The 20,609-nt window shown below is 53.1% G+C and carries 19 protein-coding genes; 15 read left to right on the top strand and 4 right to left on the bottom strand.

Going from position 1 to position 20,609, the window contains the following annotated elements:
- Positions 1-151 precede the first annotated feature (151 nt).
- On the bottom strand, positions 152-847 hold the full coding sequence (cysE, locus tag HMPREF1250_RS06890; protein ID WP_023053929.1) for a serine O-acetyltransferase: 696 nt from the start codon (positions 845-847) through the stop codon (positions 152-154).
- A gap of 435 nt (positions 848-1,282) precedes the next feature.
- On the opposite strand from cysE, the gene HMPREF1250_RS06885 reads away from it, so the two are divergent.
- From HMPREF1250_RS06885 to HMPREF1250_RS06865, 5 genes are all read left to right on the top strand, one after another.
- Positions 1,283-1,984, top strand: coding sequence for an AzlC family ABC transporter permease (locus HMPREF1250_RS06885; RefSeq protein WP_023053980.1), 702 nt, complete (start codon positions 1,283-1,285; stop codon positions 1,982-1,984).
- Positions 1,977-2,306, top strand: a complete 330-nt coding sequence (locus HMPREF1250_RS06880) for a branched-chain amino acid transporter permease (RefSeq protein WP_023053926.1) — start codon at positions 1,977-1,979, stop codon at positions 2,304-2,306. The genes HMPREF1250_RS06885 and HMPREF1250_RS06880 overlap by 8 nt, the downstream gene beginning before the upstream one ends.
- A gap of 152 nt (positions 2,307-2,458) precedes the next feature.
- Positions 2,459-3,157, top strand: a complete 699-nt coding sequence (locus tag HMPREF1250_RS06875; protein ID WP_023054015.1) for an MBL fold metallo-hydrolase — start codon at positions 2,459-2,461, stop codon at positions 3,155-3,157.
- Positions 3,158-3,202: 45 nt separating this feature from the next.
- A complete protein-coding gene (locus tag HMPREF1250_RS06870) occupies positions 3,203-4,462 on the top strand; it encodes a DUF445 domain-containing protein (RefSeq protein ID WP_036242928.1) in 1,260 nt (419 codons plus the stop codon).
- Position 4,463: 1 nt separating this feature from the next.
- Complete coding sequence (locus HMPREF1250_RS06865) at positions 4,464-5,747, top strand: DUF445 domain-containing protein (RefSeq protein WP_023053913.1); 1,284 nt, start codon at positions 4,464-4,466, stop codon at positions 5,745-5,747.
- A 179-nt stretch (positions 5,748-5,926) separates the two neighbouring features.
- Here HMPREF1250_RS06865 and HMPREF1250_RS06860 read toward each other — a convergent pair whose 3' ends face one another.
- The gene (locus HMPREF1250_RS06860; protein WP_036242945.1) at positions 5,927-6,664 is read right to left on the bottom strand and encodes a gamma-glutamyl-gamma-aminobutyrate hydrolase family protein; all 738 of its coding nucleotides are present in this window, start codon (positions 6,662-6,664) and stop codon (positions 5,927-5,929) included.
- Positions 6,665-6,795: 131 nt separating this feature from the next.
- Between HMPREF1250_RS06860 and HMPREF1250_RS06855 the strand changes: the two genes are divergently transcribed.
- On the top strand, positions 6,796-8,199 hold the full coding sequence (locus tag HMPREF1250_RS06855) for an FAD-binding oxidoreductase (protein WP_023054025.1): 1,404 nt from the start codon (positions 6,796-6,798) through the stop codon (positions 8,197-8,199).
- A gap of 61 nt (positions 8,200-8,260) precedes the next feature.
- Here HMPREF1250_RS06855 and HMPREF1250_RS06850 read toward each other — a convergent pair whose 3' ends face one another.
- Positions 8,261-9,187 (bottom strand): 4Fe-4S cluster-binding domain-containing protein, encoded by a 927-nt coding sequence (locus tag HMPREF1250_RS06850; RefSeq protein WP_036242927.1) that lies wholly within the window; start codon positions 9,185-9,187, stop codon positions 8,261-8,263.
- Between the two features lie 104 nt (positions 9,188-9,291).
- Positions 9,292-11,169: a carbon starvation protein A gene (locus tag HMPREF1250_RS06845; protein ID WP_023053918.1), complete on the bottom strand. Its 1,878-nt coding sequence runs from the start codon at positions 11,167-11,169 to the stop codon at positions 9,292-9,294.
- 651 nt (positions 11,170-11,820) lie between these two features.
- Here HMPREF1250_RS06845 and HMPREF1250_RS06840 point away from each other — a divergent pair.
- From HMPREF1250_RS06840 to HMPREF1250_RS06800, 9 genes are all read left to right on the top strand, one after another.
- Positions 11,821-12,147 carry a thioredoxin family protein gene (locus HMPREF1250_RS06840; protein WP_023054034.1) on the top strand — a complete coding sequence of 109 codons (327 nt, stop codon included), beginning with the start codon at positions 11,821-11,823 and terminating at the stop codon, positions 12,145-12,147.
- An 86-nt stretch (positions 12,148-12,233) separates the two neighbouring features.
- Positions 12,234-13,220, top strand: a complete 987-nt coding sequence (locus tag HMPREF1250_RS06835) for a nicotinate-nucleotide--dimethylbenzimidazole phosphoribosyltransferase (protein ID WP_023054033.1) — start codon at positions 12,234-12,236, stop codon at positions 13,218-13,220.
- Between the two features lie 20 nt (positions 13,221-13,240).
- Positions 13,241-14,062: a LarC family nickel insertion protein gene (locus tag HMPREF1250_RS06830; RefSeq protein ID WP_023054043.1), complete on the top strand. Its 822-nt coding sequence runs from the start codon at positions 13,241-13,243 to the stop codon at positions 14,060-14,062.
- Between the two features lie 100 nt (positions 14,063-14,162).
- Positions 14,163-15,149: an ATP-binding protein gene (locus tag HMPREF1250_RS06825; RefSeq protein ID WP_023054050.1), complete on the top strand. Its 987-nt coding sequence runs from the start codon at positions 14,163-14,165 to the stop codon at positions 15,147-15,149.
- Positions 15,150-15,992 (top strand): PSP1 domain-containing protein, encoded by an 843-nt coding sequence (locus tag HMPREF1250_RS06820; RefSeq protein ID WP_023054046.1) that lies wholly within the window; start codon positions 15,150-15,152, stop codon positions 15,990-15,992.
- A complete protein-coding gene (locus tag HMPREF1250_RS06815) occupies positions 15,982-16,716 on the top strand; it encodes a tRNA1(Val) (adenine(37)-N6)-methyltransferase (RefSeq protein WP_023053955.1) in 735 nt (244 codons plus the stop codon). The genes HMPREF1250_RS06820 and HMPREF1250_RS06815 overlap by 11 nt, the downstream gene beginning before the upstream one ends.
- 17 nt (positions 16,717-16,733) lie before the next feature.
- Positions 16,734-17,570: a 16S rRNA (cytidine(1402)-2'-O)-methyltransferase gene (gene rsmI / locus HMPREF1250_RS06810; RefSeq protein WP_023053935.1), complete on the top strand. Its 837-nt coding sequence runs from the start codon at positions 16,734-16,736 to the stop codon at positions 17,568-17,570.
- A 38-nt stretch (positions 17,571-17,608) separates the two neighbouring features.
- Entirely contained in the window at positions 17,609-19,543 is a 1,935-nt protein-coding gene (metG, locus tag HMPREF1250_RS06805) for a methionine--tRNA ligase (protein WP_023053958.1), read from the top strand.
- Positions 19,543-20,310 (top strand): TatD family hydrolase, encoded by a 768-nt coding sequence (locus HMPREF1250_RS06800; RefSeq protein ID WP_023054020.1) that lies wholly within the window; start codon positions 19,543-19,545, stop codon positions 20,308-20,310. The genes metG and HMPREF1250_RS06800 overlap by 1 nt, the downstream gene beginning before the upstream one ends.
- Positions 20,311-20,609: the final 299 nt, after the last annotated feature.

Raw genomic sequence — 20,609 nt, 5'->3', positions numbered from 1 at the left:
TATTTCCGACGATTAACGACAACATCGAAAAGGTCGTCCCGTTACGAGATAGTTCAGTTGCATAAGCCATTCCCCCCGACATAGTAAAAACAGATAACCATGTGTTGATATATGTATACGCAGAGACAATAGTTGCCCGGCGTATATCGCATCAGTTACGGCCGCCGCGGATACTGTGGAGAACCGTCTCGGATCGCGTCAGATTTTCTACTGTCCGCTGCAGGAACGCCACTTGCTGCTGCAAGGCGGCGATCTGCTCTTCCAGCGGGTCCGGCAGTGTATGATGATTCAAGTCGACGTCGGCTTCGGACGGGGCCCGACGTACTTTGCGGCCCTTTTGCAGAACGACGTGGCCGGGAATGCCGACGACCGTCGAATGAGGCGGCACTTCTTTCAAGACGACGGAGCCGGCGCCGATTTTGGCGCCTTCGCCGACGGTGAAAGAACCGAGTACTTTGGCGCCGCTGGCGACGACGACGTAGTCGCCGATCGTCGGATGACGTTTGCCTTTTTCTTTTCCCGTGCCGCCCAAAGTCACGCCCTGGTAGAGCGAAACATTTTTGCCGATTATCGTCGTTTCGCCGATAACGATTCCCATGCCGTGATCGATGAAGAGACCTTCGCCGATTTCAGCGCCGGGGTGTATTTCTATACCGGTGCAGAAGCGGCTGATTGTTGAAATGATGCGCGCCGTCACGAACCATTGGCGGCGGTAGAAACGATGTGCCAGCCGGTATGCCCAGATGGCGTGAAGACCGGAATAACACGTGAGAATTTCCAAGGTGTTTTTCGCCGCCGGATCGCGGTCTTTGATAACTTGAATATCCTTGCGAAGTGTCGCGAACATGGGAAGTCCTCCTGAAAATGGCAAAAGAAAAAGGCCGTCGTCTCGACAGAGACGGCGGCCCGCGGTTCCACTCTGATTGCAGCAAAATGCTGCCACTCGATATCGGTAACGTCGACAGACGGGATATCTTACTGTAAGTTCGGATATCCGGCTCCCAAAGGCATTCCGGCGTACTTGGCGGCGGTGCAGGCTTTCAGCCGGTGGCCGGCACTCTCTGTATGGCCTTTATACGCGTACTTGTTTTGGTCATCGCTTTTTCTAATGATGCTTATGATACTATACCTTTATGGTGCATTTGTCAATAGGAAGTTGAGAGTCCTTGGGGAAATAAAAAAATCGTAGGGCATACAATTTAAAGAGACCGTATATGCAGACAAAGTCTTTTATAATCAATTATAATGATAGCGTAAAGTAGTGCATGAAGGAGGAGAGGCGATGTCAATGTTGAAAAGGTCGGCATTTACGTACGCGTTGCCGCTGACGACGCCGATTTGCGCAGGTTTTTTGTTTTTAGGACTTTCTTATGGACTGTACGCTACCAGCAAGGGGTTGCCCGTGTATTATCCGACACTGATGAGCGCGCTGATTTATGCCGGCTCCATGGAATTCGTAACGGTCAGTCTTTTGTTGGCGCCGTTCAATCCTGTCGGCGTTTTTTTTCTGACCCTCATGGTCAATGCGCGCCACATTTTTTACGGACTGGCGATGTTGGAGAAATACAGGCATTTAGGGTGGAAGACATATTATCTTATTTTCGGCATGTGCGACGAAACCTTTGCGATCAACGCCGCTACAGATGTGCCTCCCGATATTGATCGGTCCTGGTTCTATGTTCACGTTACCTGGCTTAATCAGGTGTATTGGGTCGGCGGCGCAACGATTGGCGGACTGGTCGGGAATTATCTCACCTTTTTGCCGACGAAGGGAATAGAATTTATTTTGACCGCCCTCTTTCTCGTCTTGCTGCTGGAATTGACGCATAAGGAAAAAGGCCTTCGCAACGGCCTTATCGGACTGGCGACGACGGCTGCCGCCCTACTGATCTTCGGCGCGGCGCAGTTTATCATTCCCGCCATGATCGGTATTACGAGTATCTTTTTCGTCCTATATAAGAAAGGGGATGTGATCCGTGACTGAGTTGGAAATGGCCCTAACCGTCGCTGTCGTCGTCGCCGGCACGATGACGACGCGATATATATCCTTTGCCGTTTTTGCGGCGCAGAAAGAACCGCCGGCTCTCGTCCGCTACTTGGGAACGGTCTTGCCCGGAGCCGTCATGGGTCTTCTCGTGGTGTACTCTCTTAAAGATACGATCCTGGTCACATGGCCCTATGGTCTGCCGGAGATCATTGCGTCCGTCGTCCTTGTAGCCGTTCATCTTTGGCGTCGCAACGTACTGTTGAGCATGGCTGTCGGTACGATTCTGTATATGTTGCTGGTGCAGCTTGTGTTCCATTGAAAGGCGAAGCGTATTCGCCTTTTTTTGTTGTCGCTGTGGCCGGAGAAGAAGCCCTGCTCGTTGAAAAGTACGAAAATACGGCAAGACATGATATAATATATTGATAAGGCGGCGACGGGTCATCAGTCGTCGCAGATGAAGGAGGAAATTTCATGTCTGAAATAAAGGTAACGTATTTGGACCACAGTGGCTTTGCAGCCGAAACGGCGACGAAAATACTGGTTTTCGATTATTACCGGGACCCGGCCCATGTCGTCGATGCGTATACAAAGAGCCGGAAGGATGTCTACTTTTTTGTAACCCACTCCCACGGTGATCACTTTAATAAGCATATTGCCGATTTCGCTTCCTTTACGAAGGGATACATCGTCAATGATGGCGTTCCGTTTACGAACGGGGCTGCCGATAACGTGTATTCCCTGGCTCTTTATGAAACGCTGCAGCTTCAGGATCTGCAGATTCGTCAATACGGATCGACTGATGAAGGCGGGTCTTTTTATGTTGAAACGGACGGCGTCCGCATCTTTCATGCCGGTGATCTGAATTGGTGGCACTGGCTGGGAGACACGGACGAAAATAATCAGGCCATGAAAGAATTATTTGATAAGGAAATGGAAAGACTTGACGGGCTTACATTCGATCTCGCCTTCTTTCCTGTCGACGCCCGGCTGGAAGGCGCCCGCGAATGGGGCGTCGCTTCTTTTTTGAGTCACGTTCACGTGACGAAATGCCTGGTTCCCATGCATTACTTCGGTGTTCCCTGGGAGCCGTCGGAGGCCTTTAACAAAAACTTTCCCACCGTGCCTGTATGGATACCCCGTACCGGCGGTGATACGACGGTATTGGCGTGATGTGGTGGCGAAGACATAAGCCCTGCAGCAAGGGCGAAGGAGGCAATGATGCAACAATACAAGCGCAGTCATATTGCTGAGTATATCCTGGTGTTGGCGGCAATACTGCTCTTATTGGCATACCCTTTTACCGATTCTTTCGGCGGCTTCCTGGTGACGCATATGGCGGCGGCCGCATTGATCGGCGGCCTGGCCGACTGGTATGCCGTTACGGCACTGTTCCGAAGGCCGTTGGGGATTTCTTTTAAGACGGAACTGGTTCCGCGCAGCAAGGAACGTATTGCGGAAACGGTGCGGCATATGATTGAAAGTGAGATTTTGACGGTGCCGAACATGTACGCCGTCTTAAAGCATCATCCCGTATTGGATGCGGCGCTGACGTATTTGCATACGGAGCGGGGGTTCCAATCGGCGGAACGGATTTTGGGACAGATACTGAATACGTTTCTCTATACAGTCGATATGAAAAAGGCGGTTGCGGCTTTTTCCGACTTCGGTGAAGGAGCGTTGGCCAAACTGCAAATTGCGCCGATGGCCGGCAGAGCGATGAAAACAGGCCTGTCCGGTGAAGCGGGAGAAGACTTCCTCGATTTCATCATTCTTTCGCTGGAAACGATGGTCAGGAGCAACACGGCGAAAAATTATATTGCCGATATTTATAGCGAAGCGTTACGGCAGTACGAACACCGCAATTTTATCTATTCGCTCATCGTCAGGGCGGCTATGGCCAGCGAGCTTTTCGGCGTAGAACACGTATCGGCGAGTTTGCAGCGAAAATTATTGACTATTCTTGATGAGGCCAGAGATCCCGAATCCCAGCGCCGCAAGAAGATGTTTGCCTTTTTCTGGGAACAGGCGACGCGACTGGAAACGGATGAGGTCTGGCAGGAACGGGTGGAATCGTATAAAATGCGTACATACAGGCATCTTGTCGAGCGGCCGGATATGAAAGAAGCCTGGCAGCGCTACGTGCAGGAACCGCAGCGGCAGAACCGCGTCTGCCGCATTGCCGCCTCCTATGCCGTCACGCGGCTGGAAAGCTGGCGCGACAGTGCGACACAAGTGGAACAGATGAATCGCTATGTTCTTACGTTGGCTGCTCGTGAACTAAAACGGCTGCAAACCTGGTTCGGGGAAACGGCGGAAAAAGAAATTCTCCGCTACGATGGGCGCCGATTGGCGGAACAGCTGGAAGGCCGCGTCTGGTACGATTTACAGATGATCCGCGTCAACGGCTCTCTCGTGGGCGCCGTGTTGGGCGCCTTTATTTGTTGTGTTCGCCTGGCGTTGAAAGGGGGCTGGTAACATGACATATCGTCAGCGTGCCGATGGCATTTTGGCCTTGTCTTTCCTCTGCTTTCTTCTCGTCTTCTGGTGGTGGTATACGGCGGCGGAGTCAACAGCGGTAAACTTGGTGTTTTTTGTCGTTCAATCTGCGCTTATCGGCAGCATTGCCGACTGGTTCGCCGTGACGGCGCTTTTTGAAAAGCCCTTGGGCTTTCCCTGGCACACGGAGTTGGTACATCGTCATCGCAATCAGATCATCGACGGCATGACGACCATCGTTTCCGAGAAGCTGTTGCAGCCGCAAATGTGGCAGGATAAGCTATATTCGATTTCTTTTGTCGACCGCATCATCGCTTGGCTGGAAACACCTTCAGGCCGTGAAAAATTCCGCGCCCTGCTGTATGAAGCGGCACAAAAAGTGTATTTGTACGCGAAAGAAGATACTTCAAAGCGCATGATGGCGGATAATATCCGGCGATATCTGAAACGGCAGCCGCTGGTCAGCCTCCTGCAGGACCGCATCATTGCCATGCTGGAGAATCCGGAGAGCGAACTGCTCGGCGATACGATCGGCTTGCTGAAAGAATGCGTGCAGTCGAAAGAGTTCGAAAATATTCTGATGCAGATGCTGAACGAATGGATCGATGAATCGAAGAGTGCGCCGCAGTTACTGGTTTCTCTTCACCGCTTTACGGGTATGATTGATACGCGGAAAATGGCGATTGACATCAAAAAAGGGCTGGTTACGTGGCTGGATCGTTGGGAACATGCAGGTAGCAAAGAACGGCAGTGGCTTTGCCGCAAATTGGAAATCCAGATGTACTCCATGAACGGCCAGCTGACTTATACGGTTGAAAAATGGCAGGACCAGTTTGTCGACTCGCTGCCCATTGAAGCATGGGTAACGGCGACGCAGCGTTCGGGACAGGCTTACTTTACGACTGGCGTAGAAGGCAAAGAGAAGCTGCAGAATGTGCTGGAAGCGCAATTTAAACATTATCTGGCATATTGCCGCGACTATCCGGAAATCAAGCAATGGCTGAATGAACAGATACGCCGCGCCTGTGAGATCATCCTGGCACATGAGCACGCGCTGATCGGGGTGGCTGTCCGTGACGTTCTTTCCGGCTTCGATAAAAAGAAATTCAATCAATTCCTGGAAAGCAAGGTCGGAGAAGACCTCGCCTGGATCCGCATTAACGGCGCGTTGGTCGGCGGCACGATCGGTCTTTTCGTGTTTCTTTTCTTTACGTTTATGTATACTCCCGTGGCGGTACCGTTATTGCGCAGTCTCTTTTTGTAAAGAAAAAGCTGTTATGGCGGCTTACGGATAAAAACTTTCCCGGAAAAGATAAAAAAGAAGGAAAATGCAGTGTATCTGCATTTTCCTCTTTTGATAGAAGGCGGAGAAATAAGAACCGTAATGCGGCGGCCCTGCTGACAAATTCCGCTTTTGGCAGTTATTTTTGCCGGGGCGCGCTTTTACTGCTGATAAATGCCGCCGCTGCAGGCATTTATAAAGTCCCGGAAAAGAAGCTTGGCGAAATAATTCTGTTTCGCCATGTCTTCCGGATGGAACTGGTACGCTGCAAGGTAGGGGAAATCGATGCCTTCCAAGGCTTCAATAATGCCGTCTTTTGTTTTGGCAACGGCGCGGAGCCGGTTGCCGACGGTCTTGACTGCCTGATGATGACGAGAGTTTGTGATCCACTCCGTCTTTTTTATTATCTTGGCCAAACGGGAATCGGCTTCAATCGTGATCGTATGGAGCGGCAGCGCCGGATTTTCCTTGTCGTCCTGATCGTGCTTGAGGCAGCAGCTTTCGTCGTAACTCAGATCCTGCCACAGCGTGCCGCCGTAACAGACGTTGATTACTTGCATCCCGCGGCAAATGCCCATTATCGGCAAGGCGTGCTCTTCAGCGGTTCGCAAAAGCAATAAATCGAATTGGTCGCGTTCAGGCCAGAGCGCGCCGATTTTCGGCAGCGGCTCTTCTCCGTAGTTTAAGGGATACAGGTCGTGACCACCGGTGAGGAGCAGGCCGTCAATATGGCTCATTGCGCCGACGGCAGCTTCTCCGTTCATCGTATAGGGCAAGATGATCGGTGTGGCGCCGTTATCGGTAAGCGCTTGCAAGTAAGCTTCATCTGCATAAGAGAGGCGGTTGCCGTAGGTATCGGCCCAACAGCTGCCGGAAACGCCTATTATAGGTCTGGTCATCTCAATATCGGTCCTTTCTGCAAGAAAAATAGCATGATTTTTGAAAGATTCTACCATAGACGGAAGAGGCCTGTCAAACGGCAGTGTATTTTCCGATTTACGGGACAAGCAGGATGAAATGGAGGTTAACAATGGGAACGTATCAACGCCTTACGGCGGAACATATCGAGTGTTTAACGCATATCGTCGGCGCCGGCTATGTCTATGCGACAGCGGAAAAACGGCTGCCTTACGACAGGGACGAAGGTGCGGATGACGGCTTTGCGCGTCTTCCGGACGCCGTCGTTTTGCCCGGAAGCGCCACGGAAATTGCCGCTATCATGCGATGGGCCAATCGGGAACGGATTCCTGTCGTGCCGCGCGGAGCCGGTACGGGTCTTGAAGCGGGGGCCGTTGTCAACAGATATGGCGGTATCGTCTTATCGACGGAGCGGCTGAATCATATGATCGAATTCGACGCCGAGCGGCTGTATGCCGTTGTAGAGCCTGCCGTACGGACGGCGGTGCTGCAAGCGGAAGCAAAGAAGCGCGGCCTCCTTTATGCCGGAGACCCCTGCAGCGGCGACAGCTGCTTTATCGGCGGCAACGGTGCGACTAATGCCGGCGGCAACAGAGCCGTCAAATACGGTACGACGCGCGATCAGATTTACAGCATTGAAGTTGTCACTCCGCAAGGAGACATTACGACCTTAGGCGGCCGCCTGAAAAAAGTAACGACAGGATATCCGTTGGAAAAAATCGTCATCGGTTCGGAAGGTACCTTGGGAATTATTACTAAACTGACCGTAAAGCTCTTGCCGCTGCCGCCGTACAGCGCCCATATTCTCGCCGTTTTTCCTGATGCGGCAACGGCGCTGTCTGTCGTGACCGCATTCTCGGGAGCCGGGATCGAGCCGACTTGTCTGGAGTTTATGGACAATGATTGTGTCCGTATTGTTGAAAAATTTCTTGGCGAAAAACAACCCTATTCCGATGTAGGCAATTATATGATCATGCAAGTTGACAGTAAACAGGAAATACTGTTAGATGAGACTTGTCTGGAAATTGACGCCTGCTGCAGGGAACTTGGCGCTATCGACGTCTTTGTAGCCGATGCCGACAGGATCTGGCGGGCGCGAAAAAACTTTTCCGAGGCGTCGGGCTCGGAGGGACCGGTGGCTATGGAGGATTTTGTCGTGCCGCCGGACTGTTTGGCCGCTTTGCTGACACGGTTGAAGCAAATTGCTGCCGACACGGGACTGTCTTTTCGCGGCGTCAGTCATGCCGGCGACGGCAATCTTCATTTAGACGTGCTGCGCAAAGAACTGGACGATGCGCTGTGGCGGGAACGGCTGTCCGCTTTCGAAACGCAGGCTTGCAACGTCGTATATGAGTTGGGCGGCAAGCTGTCCGGTGAACACGGTATTGGTGAATGCCGTAAGACCCTGATGAAGGCCTATACCGATCCGGTGGAACTCGAATTGATGAAGGCTCTGAAAAAAGCATGGGATCCGAATTTGATCCTCAATCCGGGGAAGATATTTGATGTCGAGTGAGCGTTCGGGGCATGAAGAGCGTGTAGCGGTTGCCGGGCCGGTTATTGAACCGTTTTGTTTCCTACTTTTTTATCACGCCGGTACCGTCAAAGGCGGGGATGAAATCGTTGCTGGCACTGTCTGCTTCTTGTACAAAGCCGTCTTCAATGCCGCTGTCAAAGAGATATTGCTCCGCTTTCCGATACTCTTCCTTCGTCAGGCGACGATTGATTTCCGGGAAAGTCGCAGCGTCGCCGCAGGGGATATATTGCCGCATCAAGCTGAACAGAACCTGTCCTTCCGAGAACGTTTTTGCTACCCAGTCAATGACGCCCTTGGTGTTTTCCAGTTGTCCCGGCAGGATAAGATGGCGAATGACGACGCCTTTTTGTAAGATGCCGTCTGCATCCAGTTCGTAGGGACCGACTTGGTCATACATTGCGCGAATGGCGGCGGTCGCTATTGCCGGATAATCTGCAGCGTTACTGTAGCGCTTTGCCGGTTCGGCGGTGCTGTATTTAAAATCGGGCAGATAGATTTGTACTTTGCCGCGCAATTTTTCAATGGCAGCCAAACTTTCGTAGCCGCCGCAGTTATAGACGACAGGAACCGGCAGCGGCTCCGCTAAACTTTCGCAGACGGCGCGGATAAAGTGGCTTGCCGTGACGAGATTGATATTGTGTGCGCCTTGTGCGATTAATTCCCCGTAGATTTCTTTCAGTCTTTCCGTGGAAACGGCAACGCCGTGACAGTTTTGACTGATCTGGGCGTTTTGACAAAAGACGCAGTGTAGATTGCAGCCCGAAAAAAAGACGGTACCGGAACCGCGGCTGCCGCTGATGCACGGTTCCTCCCAAAAGTGCAACGCCGCTCTGGCTACGACCGGTTGCAGCGGACTGCGGCAAAAGCCGGCACGCGGTGTCGTACAGCCGTCGGTATACGGCCGCGCGCTGTTGCAGCGGCGGGGGCAGTCATTGCAGGGGGTGTTTTGCTGTGACAAAAAAGTCATCTCCTTCCGATAATTCTCTTCATTATAGACGATGAACGGGTTATTGTATAGAAAAAGCCTCTCCTTTAAAGGAGAGGCTTTTTGATGAAGCGCATAGATATAAATTAATGGTTTTGAATCGTCTGTTCTTCGAAACGGCGAGCGATAGGATCTGTCGCTTCCAATTCTTTCAGTCGTTTCAATTCATCCGCTTCTACGTCAGCTGAGGTAAGATAGCTGGCGGGAACCGTTTTGGCGAGTTCAAGGCATTTGCGGAGAGAACCGATGCTGACGATGATGACAAGAATCACCATAATGGCGGAGACACTGAAAAGGAGCCATTCGCCTTTCGGCAAGTAAATGTTGAACATGTTCAGGTAATCGGCCCAGAAAATGACGACCGTTAGGAACGCCCAGGGGAGTCCTGTAACCCAGACGAAACGGGCTTTGCCCATGCTGCAAATGACAACGGACGAAATGGCTAATGTGATGATGGCCAGAAGCTGATTGGATACACCGAAAATAGGCCAGATTGTGGACAAATTACCTTGCAGTACGATGTAACCCCAAGCGCCGGAGATGACAGCCGATGCGATCAAGGCGCCCGGTGTCCAATGCGGATCGGCGAATTTCGGCCATACGCGGCCGACCAGTTCCTGAAGCATGTACCGGCCGACACGTGTACCGGCGTCGAGAATCGTCATGATGAACAGGGCTTCAAACATGATGCAGAAATGATACCAGTAGTTCATCAGGTGATCAAGGCCGGGAATGTTGGAGAAGATGAAGGCCATGCCGACAGCTAACGATACAGCGCCACCCGGACGGTGCGCTACATTTTCACCGACCATTTGGCTCAGTGAAGGCAGATCGACAACGGGAATATTCAGGGCGGCGAAGTTCTGTGCCGTCGAGTTGATCGCAAAGTAATCGTTCGGAACCAGGCTGGTGGCGGCAATCAGGGCCATCATGCCGACGAAGGATTCCGTAATCATAGCGCCGTAACCGACAGGAAGAATGGAGCGTTCGTTCATCAGCATCTTCGGTGTCGTACCGGTGCTGATCATGGCGTGGAAACCGGAGATGGCGCCGCAGGCAATGGTGATGAAGATGTACGGCAGAACCGGACCGGTGATGACCGGGCCGCCGCCGGATACGAATTGGGTTACAGCAGGCATCTGCACCATCGGACCGACAATGATGATGCCGAGTGCCAAAGCCCCGATCGTACCGATTTTCATGTACGTCGATAAATAGTCACGCGGTGCGAGTAAAAGCCAGACCGGAATAGCCGCGGCAACGAAGCCGTAAATGATCAGAGAAATACCGATGCCCTTTGCGCTGATCGTAAAGAGCGGCGCCAAAGTCGGCGAAGCGGCAACGGAAGGACCGAGGACGACGGCAAGAAGGGTCAGGGCAACACCGATGATGGTACCTTCCCGAATTTTGCCGGGACGAAGATACTGCATGTAGATACCGATGAAAATGGCGATAGGAATCGTCATGCCGATCGTAAACGTTCCCCAAGGGCTGTCATGCAGCGCATTGACGATAACGACGGCCATCCCCGCCATAGCGAGGATATTCAGGAACAGGACAGCGAAAGAGGTGGCCAGTCCGACACCGTCGCTGATCTGCGCCTTGGCGATTTCGGCAATGGACTTGCCGTCATAACGCATGGAACAGAAAAGGATGACCATATCATGAACCGCACCGGCGAGGACGCCGCCGATAATGATCCATAACGCGCCCGGCAAATAACCGAATTGGGCGGCAATGACAGGTCCGACGAGGGGACCTGCGCCGGCGATAGCTGCGAAGTGGTGGCCGAAAACGACGTATTTATTCGTCGGTACGTAGTCATGACCGTCTTCAAAGCGGAAGGCCGGCGTGACCTTGTATTGGTTTACCGTCAATACCTTGGCAGCGATGAATGCGCCATAGAAGCGGTATGCCAGCACGAAGATCAAGGCAGAAATAATAACAAGAAACAAACCGTTCATACAAAAACCTCCTTTGTAAATTGATAAATATTTGTTTGGTCACAATAATATAACTATTATGATACAAATATATTTATATAAGTATATTATATAACTTGGAATAAAAAATTCAAGTATATATTGCCGTCATACTGTATAAATTAAGTAAAGCGTTTTATTTAAAGGGAACGAGGTTAAAATAAAATGAAATTTAAAGAAAACTAATGAATTAACTTTATTTCCGGACTGATGATTGAATAATTGGAACAGAAAAAACTTTATGAATTTTCCAAAGGGCAACTGTGAACCCTTGTAGACCTGTATATAGCTATTAATGGTACGGCGTGCTATAATCTGACTAAGAATCAGGCGAGAGGTGTCATGACCTAGGCAACGCATAAATGCCGGACTGCCTTTCAATTCAGCCGTAACGCTGCATGCAGTTGTGGGGTAAGGTTACTGCCGGCGGCGCGGGCTGCGAGCCTGGTTTCCCCTGTCGGCGGTATTTGTGAACTCGCGACAAATGAAGTTAATCGCCTTTTGCCCTTTTTATCGGGAGCGTCCCGCCGTTTCTTTCGGAACCGGATTTTGAAGCGGCGGTGCGGAGATGTTACGGTGCCTTGACGCAGGATTCCCGGCAGGAAGGCGCGTTACTGAGAGGAGGATGTTTCCATGTTATTTACGGTGACAAAAGAAAATTTTGCAGCAAAGGTAGAACAGGCGGAAGGCCCGGTTCTCGTTGAATTTTCGGCAACCTGGTGCTCTCATTGCCAGCAGCTGCGGCCGCTTCTCGACGAGTTGGATAAGAAGTTCGACGGTCGCTTACCGCTCGCGTTAATTGATACCGATCATGATCCGGAACTGGCGCAGCGCCTTCAGGTCGAATTCATTCCGTCCCTGGTCGTCTATAAAAACGGCAACCACGGCGCATTGCTGACGGCGCCGGCTTCGTTGGAAGCGATGGAAGGATGGCTGCAGGAGCAGGGCGTAACGGAGTAACCGGTGCGGAGCCGGGGAACGGGAGTCGTTCTTTCGTTCCCCGGTTTTTCTCGTAACGGGAATAAAACTATTTGCGGAGGACCGAAATGGACAGTGAATTGGCGTATTTGATCGGGGCGATCGAACCGGCTGACGCGGCGGCAGCGGCAGTTTGCAAAAAAAAGATGCGTTCCGTTGACGGCGACAAACGACTTGCGGCGCTGGCGACGCAGTTGGCCGGCATCAGACGAACGGCGGCGCCAGCGCCGCTGCGGAAAGGGGTCGTCATTTTTGCCGCCGATCATGCCGTAGACGGCGGTGAAAATGAAACGAAAGGAAGAAACAGTAAAGCCGACGCGTTGGAGATCGCTTCCGGCAGGGGGGCCGTCAATAAGATCGCCCATCGGATCGGGGCCGGAGTTCTTTTGCTGGACGTCGGTCTGGAAGCGGATCTGCCCGAATCACCGGGATTCCAGGTATTGAAAGTGATGCATGGCAGCCGCTTTTTCGGCAGGCAAGCGGCGATGACGGAAGATGAAATGCTCGATGCTTTGTTCAGCGGCGTTCAGGTGGCGGAAAATCTCGCTGATGAAGGGTATACCGCCATTGCCTTGGGCAATCTCGGTGAGCGCGCTCTGCTTTCGGCTTTTATGGTGACGGCGCCATTTTTGTCCGCCAATCTCGATTTGCTTCGGGCCGATACGCATGCGGCGCGGCAAATGAAAAATTTACAGGGGCTGTGGGAAAAAGCCGGTGTGGACGGGCGGCAACCGTTGCTCATTCTCCAGTACTTCGGCGCTCCTGATATCGCTGCGCTGACAGGTGTTGTTTTGGCGGCGGCAAAGCGTCGTCTGGCCGTTGTTTTCGATAACGCCGTTACCGGTGCGGCTGTGCTGACGGCAGGGGCTCTTTGTCCGCACGCCCTTGACTATGTTCTGCCGTCGGCGGCATATGTGGAACCGGTTCACCGCATGCAGATGCGGAAATTGGGAATGCAGCCGTTTTTGCAGACGGCGGCCCATGCGGATTGCGCTATGGGCTCGGTGTTGGGGCTGTCTCTTTTGGACGCCGCCGTGCAGTTGCTGACGGAATAGATGAAAAAGGAGCGAAGGCGATGAAGTCATTGTATTTGGATTGTTTTTCAGGCATCAGCGGTAATATGTTTGTCGGTATGTTGCTGCAATGCGGCGTGCCTTTCGCGGCGTTTAAGGACGCCATGGCGTCTTTAGGGCTGACCGGCTACGCAATGACCTGTGAGTCCGTCGTGAAGACGGGTATCCAGGCCCTTTATTACGATGTGATTCTTGCCGCGGCGTCGGAACATCGTTCGCACGGTTGCGGCGAACACCACGAGCCGCACACTCTTCCGGATGCTGACGCCGCAGGCGGAGCGCCCCATGGACACCACAGCCATCGCGGGTTGAAAGAGATTGAAGAGATCATTCATGCCGCGCCTTTCTCCGCGACGATCAAGATGAAAAGCACGGCTGTTTTTCGGGAACTGGCCGGCGCGGAAGCCAAGGTGCACGGCACGTCTCCCTATGAAGTGCATTTTCATGAAGTCGGTGCCGTTGACTGTATTCTCGATATTGTCGGCACGATTTGGTGTCTTGATTATCTGGGGATCGAGCAGATCGGCACGTCGCCGCTTCATGTCGGCAGCGGCTTCGTTCGCTGTGCGCACGGCCTTATGCCGGTACCTGCGCCGGCAACGGCGGAACTGCTGACGGGCTTGCCCTATTACAGTACGACGATCAAAGGTGAACTGGTCACGCCGACAGGCGCGGCGCTGGTTCGGACTTTGGCCGTTTACAGCGGGCCGCGGCCGAAAGAGTTTATTCATACCGCTATTGCTTACGGAGCCGGAACGAAGAATCTGGAAATACCGAATGTGCTGCGCGGCTTTGTCGGTGAATGCGGAGCGCTGAAACCGTAGGTCGGAGAAGATGAAATCGGCTGTAAAACTGGACTTTACAGCCGATTTTTTTTATAATAATTAAATTAAGAGTAACCATGATCAGTATGGAGGAAACGATATGGATAGCGCTTTTTTCGCCGGCCTTATCGGGCACGGAGAATTGAAAAAAAGATTGGCCCATCTCCTTTCTTCCGACCGCATGCCGCATGCCGCCGTGTTTGCCGGTCCTGCAGGTTTGGGCAAGAGTGCGTTTGCCCGCGCTGTCGCGTCCGCTATGGTCGGCCGCAGCGTTTTGCAGACATGGGATGAAGCCGGCGGCGCTATGATTCGCGACGGCGCCGATGTCTTCTGTTTGGCGCCTGTCGGGAAGGGGCTGAAAGTGGAGCAGTTTCGACAGCTTCAGGAAGCGCTGATCCTTCAGGGAGATAGCGGCAGCAAGCGGGTTTGCGTCATTCGTCATGCAGAGACGATGAATGCTGAATTTTCCAATAGGATGCTGAAGACGTTGGAAGAGCCGCCGGCAGGCGTTTATTTTATCCTGTTGACGGATCAGCCGGACTTGCTTCTGGCGACGATCCGCTCGCGGTGTACGGTATTTTCGTTTCAGCCCATTGCCGCCGCCGACTTGTTGGACGGACTGGCTCGCTGTTGCGGCGGCAGCCGGGAGCAATATGCGGAAGCCGTTCGCTGGAGCGGCGGCAATTTGCAGGCCGCTCTCGATTTCTTATCAGGCAGAGGAACAAAAGGGGTGACGGCGGCGCTGCAATTTCTGCAGATATTGGCGACGCATCCCAGTCCGTATGCGAAATGGCTTACTCTTGTCGCCGCCGTTGACGAAGCGGAAATGAAGGTTTTCATCCGTGTTCTCATGGCTGTCTTGCGGGATCTGGCGGTGCTTCGCGCCGGTCTGCCGCAGTCGGCGCTGTGTTTACAGGGCTGCTTTGATGAATTAGTGCAATTATTGCCTTATTGGGACGACGCGGCGGTGTTTACACTGCTTCGCGTTCTTGAAGAAAGCTGGGAAGCGATGACGCGGAATGTCAACGGTTCCTTGATCCGGGATCATATTTGTCTCGGCTTCCTGCAGGCAAAAGGAGGAGTTTAGTTGATCGTTGTAGGGATACGGTTCAAGCCGGCCGGGAAGGTATATTATTTTGACCCCAGCGGCATAGACCTTGACATAGACGACGGTGTTATCGTAGAGACGGCGCGGGGAATGGAATTCGGCAAAGTCGCCATTGAGCCCCGTGAGGTGGCGGAGGACGATGTCGTGCAGCCGCTGAAACCGATTTTGCGGCGCGCCGTGCCGAAGGACTATAAACAGCTTGAACGAAATAAAGAGAAAGAAAAAAAAGCCTTTTCCATTTGTCTGGAAAAGATAGAAAAACATAAGTTGCCGATGAAACTGATCGATGTCGATTATACCTTCGATATGGGGAAGATTATCTTTTTCTTTACCGCCGACGGCCGTATTGATTTCCGTGAACTCGTTCGCGATCTGGCTTCTGTCTTTCGGACACGTATCGAACTGCGGCAGATTGGCCTGCGCGATGAAGCGAAAATGATCGGCGGCATCGGTTATTGCGGCCGGCCTCTTTGCTGTGCTTCCTTTTTGGGTGATTTCAAGCCGGTTTCCATTCGGATGGCGAAAAGCCAGGGATTGTCGCTGAATCCGACGAAAATATCCGGTATCTGCGGCCGGCTCATGTGTTGTCTTCGGTATGAAAATCCCCTGTACACGTCGGGGGAATTAAAATGCCAGAATTGTCAGAAGTGCAATCAGCATCAGAAACCGCCGACTGTCGGCAAACGCGTTATTACTGACGAGGGACTGGGCACGATTCTTCGCGTGCATATGAAGGATCGTACCGTTCGGGTGCAGTTGGAGTCCGGCCGCAGTGTCAATGTTGCCTGGTCGGATATGGCGGAGCCGGAAGATGACCATTGATTTGCATGACCACGAGCGGCTTGATGATCTGCTCACCGGCGGTATGAAGATCATTCAACGCGACGATGAGTTCTGTTTTTCTCTCGATACGGTTCTGTTAGCTCATTTCGGAACGGTTCCCAAAGGGCCCGTTCTCGATCTGGGGACGGGGACGGCGGCGATTCCGCTGCTCCTGACGGCCCGCGGCGCTACGGATATTGTGGCGGCGGAATTGAATCCCGTCATGGCCGATATTGCCAGGCGCAATGTCGCGATGAACGGGAAGGCTTCGCAAATTACCGTGATCGAAGAGGATTACCGACATATCGGACAGTGGGCGGAAAGCGGTCAGTTTTCTTTTGTTTATGCCAACCCGCCGTACCGAGAATTGTTCCGCGGCGCATATAGCAAGAGCGACGGCGTTCGCCGGGCCCGCCATGAAGAGACGGCTTCTCTTACGGATGTTATGACCGCTGCAAAATATGCGTTGAAATATCACGGTCGCTTTCGCCTCGTTCATATTACGGAGCGCTTGCCGCAGATTCTGGCGGCGCTGCGCAGCGCCGCCATGGAGCCGAAATTGCTGCGCTTCGTTTACGGCACGACGATTAAAGAGAGCAAGATATTCCTGTTGGAAGCCGTTCGCGGCGGCAGTCCCGGCCTCAGTGTCGCGGCGCCGCTTATCGTGCATGAAGCGGATGGTTCGTACAGTGCGGAAGTACTGCAGCTATATGGCAGGCGTTGAGCGGAGAGGAGGCTTGTATGGCTGAAGTTTTTCAGAAGGGAGCGTTATATCTTTGCGCGACGCCTATCGGCAACTTGGAAGATATTACGTACCGCGCCGTCCGCTGTCTGCGTGAAGCGGATCTGATCGCTGCCGAGGATACGCGGCGTACGAAGCTTCTTTTGCAGGCTTACGGCATTGAAACGCCCCTTTTCAGCTACCACGAACATAATAAGGCGGAAAAAGGGCCGCAGCTTATCGAGCGACTGCGGCAGGGCGAGATGATCGCCCTTGTCAGCGATGCCGGTATGCCGGCCATCTGCGATCCCGGCAGTGATCTGGTTCGCCTGGCGTTGGCGGCGGCCGTTCCGGTTGTGCCGTTGCCGGGGGCCAATGCGGCGTTGACGGGACTGATCGCGTCCGGCATGGATACGACGCGGTTTACTTTCGTCGGCTTTTTGCCGAAGACGAAAAAGCACAGGACTCCTGTTCTGGAGGGACTGAAAGAGACGGCGGGCACGCTTATTTTTTATGAAGCGCCGCACCGTATCGCAGCCGTGCTGGCTGAAATGGCGGCGGTTTTCGGCGACCGCAGCGCCGTACTCTGTCGGGAATTGACGAAAAAATATGAAGAATATCTGCGCGGCACGCTTTTTTCTCTCCACGCCGCGCTGGCTGCAGGCGGCAGCCGCGGGGAGTTTGTTCTGCTCGTCGCCGGTGCGGCGCCGGCGACGGCGGAAGTGGACGCCGATTATCCGGCGCTGGTTCGGGAGCTGATGGACGGCGGCGCAGATAAAAAAGAGGCTATCCGTATCGTCGCCAAGCGCTGCGGCGTGTCCCGGCGCGAGGTCTACCAGGCGGTATTGACTTTATAACAGCCGGCTCATTTGCCGGTACAGGAGGGGATCATCCCATGAGTGAAAAGAAAACGTATTATATTACAACGCCTATTTATTATCCCAGCGCCAAGCTGCATATCGGGCATACCTATTGCACGACGATTGCCGATTCCTTGGCACGTTTTCACCGTCTGCGCGGCGACGACGTTTTTTTCCTGACCGGCTCCGACGAGCATGGACAGAAGATACAGCGCGCCGCCGAGGCCAAGGGGATGACGCCTATCCAATATGTCGATGAAATCGTCGCCCTTTTCCGGCAGTTGTGGCGAGAGTTGAATATCTCCAATGACGACTTCATCAGAACGACGGAAAGACGCCATGAAAAAGTGGTGCAAGCGCTGATGCAGCGTTCTTACGATAACGGCGATATCTACAAATCGCAGTATGAAGGCTGGTACTGCACGCCGTGTGAAACTTTCTGGCCTGAAAATAAGCTGCCTGACGGCAAGCACGTCTGCCCGGACTGCGGCAGAGAGCTCGAATTGGTCAAGGAAGAAAGCTATTTTCTGAAAATGAATAAATACGCCGAAAGATGGCTGCGTTTTATTGAAGAAAATCCTGATTTCATCCAGCCCGAGTCACGGCGAAACGAAATGATCGCCTTCGTTAAGAGCGGCCTTGAAGACCTCTGTGTTTCGCGCACTTCCTTCGACTGGGGAATCAAGGTTCCCTGGGATCCGAAGCATGTCGTGTACGTCTGGTTCGATGCGTTGGCCAACTATTTGACGGCTATAGGATACGGGTCGGATACGGAGCAGTTCGAAAAATTCTGGCCTGCCGATCTGCACTTGGTCGGCAAGGAGATCGTTCGTTTCCATACGATTATTTGGCCGATCATGTTGATGAGTTGCGGCTTGCCGTTGCCGAAGAAGGTTTTCGGTCACGGCTGGCTCATCGTCGACGGCACGAAAATGAGCAAATCGCTGGGGAATGTCGTTGATCCGCTGCCGCTTATCGAACGGTACGGCGCCGATGCGCTCCGGTATTATTTGCTGAAAGAGATCCGTCTCGGGCAGGACGGCAATTTCTCTCTGCCGTCCTTCATTAACCGCATTAATTCGGATCTGGCCAATGATTTGGGCAACCTTTTGCAGCGGACGCTGGCGATGGTCGAAAAATACGAAGGCGGCGTTGTGGCGGCGGCGACTGTCAGAACCGGTGTCGATGATGAATTGGCGGCAGTGGCGGCGAAGACGGCGGAACTCTTTGCGGCTCAGATGGACGAGATGAAGGTTAATGACGCCCTGAATGAGCTTTGGGCTTTCGTGCGCCGCACGAACAAATATATAGACGAAACGACGCCGTGGGTTCTCGCCAAAGAGCCGACACAGGCGGAACGGCTGCAAAGCGTACTGTATAATCTCGTTGAAGCGCTTCGCATGATTGCCGTCATGATCAGTCCGTTCATGCCGCAGAGCGCTGCCAATATGTGGCAACAACTCGGGCTGCATGATTTCGACGCGGTGCGGCTCGACGACGTACAGACCTGGGGCGCTTATCCTGCCGGTACGGCGGTGCAGAAAGGGGCGGCGCTCTTTCCCCGGTACGACTTGAAAGAAGAAATCGCTGAGGATAAGGAAGAAGCGGCGGCACCCGTCTGCCCGGCGGCGAAGGAACCGGTGAAAGCGGAAATTACGATTGATCAGTTCGGTGAGACGGACTTGCGCGTCGCCAAGGTCATTGCCTGTGAAAAAGTGCCGAAAACGGCAAAGCTGATGAAGCTGCAGCTCGATTTGGCGACGGAAAAACGGCAAGTTGTCAGCGGTATTGCCAAGTATTACAAGCCGGAAGAGCTGATCGGGCGCCATGTCATTCTCGTGACGAATTTGAAGCCGACGAAGCTTTGCGGCGTCGATTCGGCCGGAATGATCCTCGCCGCGTCCGACGGCAATGACCATCTTCAGGTTGTCTTTGTCGATGGCATGGCGCCGGGAAGTCGTGTGCGCTGATGCTGTTCGATACGCATTGCCACATCAACGACGCCGCTTTTGACGGCGATCGCGAAGATATGTTGCAGCGGGCCTTTGACGGAGAGGTGTCCTATTTGCTGTGTCCCGGTACGGATCTGGAAACATCGGCCTCAGCGATTACGCTGGCCCGCGCGTATCCGCAGGTTTACGCCGCCGTCGGCATTCATCCCGAAGATGCGGCCAAAGCGACGCCGCAGTCCTTTGCGCAGCTGCGGCAATGGCTGGCAGAGGAACCGAAAGTGGTCGTTGTCGGTGAAGTCGGTCTGGATTACCATTGGCCGGAACCGTCGCGGGAAATTCAGCAGGCCGTTTTTATCGAGCAGGTGAAAATGGCGGTCGCGTTGGATATGCCTATCGATATTCATGACCGTGAAGCGCATGGCGATACGCTGGCCATTTTACGGCAATACGGCAAAGGATGTCGCGGCGTCTTTCACTGCTATTCGGGAAGTTTGGAAATGGCGGAGGAATTGATCGGAATGGGATTTTATATCGGCTTTACGGGGACGACGGTGTTTCCGAATTCGAAGAAAGCCAAGCGTATTGCCGCCGCCTTGCCGCTGGAACGAATGTTGATCGAAACCGATTGCCCCTATTTAACGCCGCCGCCGCATCGCGGTCATCGCAATGAGCCTGCCTATGTCCGTTACGTCGCTGAAGAAATTGCCCGCCTGCGCGGCATTACCGGTGCAGAAGTTATGGCACAGACGGCGGCGAACGGCAAGAAGATATTCGGGATTCCCTGAGCGAAAAGGCGCTGATGAGAAGATCAAGGCTACGAATTACCGTTATTGATACGATCGGCAAGTGTGACTGTCATCGCGAGTAGCATATTACGATACCTTTGATTACGATACCGGGGTGCAGTAAGTTTTATCCGATGAGTTGTACGGGTTGTATTCTCGTACGTCGACATCTTCCGTTATGGAAGCAATACGCCAAGTCAGCGTTTTTTAGACGGAAATTATAAAATGATAGATGTAGCTAACTCGTCACAAGGCGCTTCGCTTTTTGTCGTCTCCACGACGTACATGAATAGGCGAAG

The sequence above is a fragment of the Megasphaera vaginalis (ex Srinivasan et al. 2021) genome (assembly GCF_000478965.1).
Classification (GTDB): Bacteria; Bacillota; Negativicutes; order Veillonellales; family Megasphaeraceae; genus Megasphaera; species Megasphaera vaginalis.
This window is presented reverse-complemented; position numbering and strand designations above follow the sequence as displayed.